Source organism: Xaviernesmea oryzae (genome assembly GCF_900109605.1).
In the GTDB taxonomy this organism is placed as follows: Bacteria; Pseudomonadota; Alphaproteobacteria; order Rhizobiales; family Rhizobiaceae; genus Xaviernesmea; species Xaviernesmea oryzae.
Map to the genome: position 1 here is coordinate 1 of NZ_FOAM01000044.1, position 2,371 is coordinate 2,371.

General features: G+C 61.4%; 3 protein-coding genes. All 3 read left to right on the forward strand.

The window, feature by feature from the left end; all coding sequences use genetic code 11:
• The first annotated feature begins 78 nt into the window (after positions 1–78).
• Positions 79–474 carry an IS66-like element accessory protein TnpA gene (gene tnpA / locus BMX61_RS24100; protein ID WP_075625309.1) on the forward strand — a complete coding sequence of 132 codons (396 nt, stop codon included), beginning with the start codon at positions 79–81 and terminating at the stop codon, positions 472–474.
• Positions 471–818, forward strand: coding sequence for an IS66 family insertion sequence element accessory protein TnpB (gene tnpB, locus BMX61_RS24105; protein ID WP_075625310.1), 348 nt, complete (start codon positions 471–473; stop codon positions 816–818). Before tnpA ends, tnpB begins: the two co-directional genes overlap by 4 nt.
• Before the next feature lie 45 nt (positions 819–863).
• A partial coding sequence (gene tnpC / locus BMX61_RS24110; RefSeq protein WP_092743088.1) for an IS66 family transposase occupies positions 864–2,371 on the forward strand: 1,508 nt, incomplete at its 3' end.

Here is a 2,371-nt window from a genome sequence, read left to right on the forward strand (position 1 = left end):
GTAAGCCCCCGGTGAGGGCCGCCTTGCGATGACGGTCTTCTGACTGGCAGTCCTAGTGGTAACGCTAGGAGTAGTCATATGACGAAGCATCCCATCGAGGTGATCACATCTGTAGAGCGCCGTCGGCGCTGGACACATGAGGACAAGGCGCGGCTCGTCGCGGCCTGCTTTGAGCCGGACGCGGTTATCTCCGAGATTGCCCGCGCGGCCGGTATCCATGTCAGTCAGTTGTTCCGCTGGCGCAAGGAGCTTTGCCAATCGGACGAACCAGCAAAACAGGCGACCACGACCTTGGTGCCGGTTATCTTATCGGATGCAGCGCAGCCCGCGTCCACAGAAGCGCCGATGACATCTCGTCGGAAGCGCAGTGATGTAACGATTGATCTGGGCCACGGTCGGCGTGTCCGCGTGGATAGCGACATCGATACCGAAGCGCTTGGCCGGATTCTCGACTGCGTGTTGGGGCTTCGATGATCCCGGTTCCGAATGGGGTGAAGGTCTGGCTGGCCACGGGCCATACCGATATGCGCAAGGGTTTCCCCGGTCTGTCGTTGATGGTTCAGGAGGCGCTGAAGCGCGACCCGATGTGTGGTCACCTGTTCGTATTCCGCGGCCGCGGCGGTGGGCTGATCAAGGTGATCTGGCATGACGGCCAGGGAGCCTGCCTGTTTACGAAGAAGCTGGAGCGCGGCCGCTTCATCTGGCCATCAGCGGCCGAAGGCACGGTGGTGATCACGCCGGCGCAACTCGGTTATCTGCTGGAAGGGATCGACTGGCGAATGCCGCAAAAGACCTGGCGGCCGACGTCGGCCGGATAAGCAAAAACGCTGGAATGACGGGGTCGAATATGATTCCATCCTGTCATGAGCAACGCGACCGAAGGGCTTCCGGACGACCTTGCCAGTGCCCTTGCGACTCTGGCCCAGGAGCGCGCTCGACGTGTCGCAGCCGAAGCGGAAGCAGCGACCGCCAAGGCTGAGGCCGCCAGCGCAAAGGCACTCTTATCGCATTCCGAGGCGCTGATCGCACGGCTGAAGCTGGAGATCGACAAGGTTCGTCGGGAACTCTACGGCAGCCGGTCCGAGCGCAAGGCGCGGCTCCTGGAGCAGATGGAACTGCAGCTCGAGGAACTGGAAGCGGACGCCGGTGAAGATGAACTGGCGGCGGAGATCGCAGCCAAAGCTTCAACCGTCAAAGCCTTCGAGCGCAGGCGCCCATCACGTAAGCCCTTTCCCGAACACCTGCCACGCGAGCGCGTCGTCATCGCCGCTCCCACGAATTGCGCCTGCTGCGGATCGGCCAAACTGTCGAAGCTTGGTGATGACATCACCGAGACCTTGGAAGTCATCCCGCGTCAGTGGAAGGTCATCCAGACGGTGCGGGAGAAGTTTACCTGCCGCGAGTGTGAGAAGATCACGCAGCCACCCGCACCATTCCACGTAACGCCCCGCGGTTTTGCAGGGCCGAACCTGCTGGCAATGATCCTGTTTGCGAAGTTCGCCCAGCACCAGCCGCTCAATCGCCAGAGCGAGCGCTATGCCCATGAAGGCATCGACCTCAGCTTGTCGACGCTGGCCGACCAGGTTGGAGCATGTGCCGCGGCGCTGAAGCCGCTTCACTCTCTGATCGAAGCGCATGTCCTTGCCGCCAAGCGACTGCATGGCGACGACACGACCGTGCCGATCCTGGCCAAGGGAAAGACCGATACGGGCCGCATCTGGACCTATGTCCGGGACGATCGACCGTTCGGTGGGCTCTCACCGCCGGCCGCCCTTTACTATGCTTCGCGTGATCGACGGCAGGAGCATCCGGAACGCCACCTGAAGACCTTCACCGGTATTTTGCAGGCAGACGCCTATGGCGGCTACAATCCGCTGTTCAAGGTTGATCGCGATCCAAATCCCCTAAGGCCGGCGTTTTGCTGGGCTCACTCGCGGCGCAAGTTCTTCGTGCTCGCCGACATTGCCGCAAATGCGAAGCGTGGAAAGAACGCCGCGCCGATCTCGCCTATGGCGCTCGAAGCCGTAAAACGGATCGATGCCCTGTTCGATATCGAGCGGGAGATCAACGGGCTTGCTGCCGATCAGCGTCTGGAGCGCCGCCGCAAAGACAGTCAACCGATCGTCAGTGAACTGCACGACTGGCTTCAAACCGAGCGAGCGAAGCTGTCGCGAAGTTCTCCAGTCGCCGAGGCAATCGACTACATGCTCAAGCGTTGGGGCGGCTTCACGTCATTCCTCGAGGACGGAAGAATTTGTCTGACGAACAATGCGGCAGAGCGAGCACTCAGGGGCTTTGCGCTCGGCAGAAAATCGTGGCTCTTCGCCGGATCGGACCGCGGTGCAGATCGTGCTGCCTTCATGGCCACCTT

Bases quoted from the DNA above. Each gene is read 5' to 3' on its own strand.
- tnpA (WP_075625309.1), top strand. From the start codon at position 79: ATGACGAAGCATCCCATCGAGGTGATCACATCTGTAGAGCGCCGTCGG.
- tnpB (WP_075625310.1), top strand. From the start codon at position 471: ATGATCCCGGTTCCGAATGGGGTGAAGGTCTGGCTGGCCACGGGCCAT.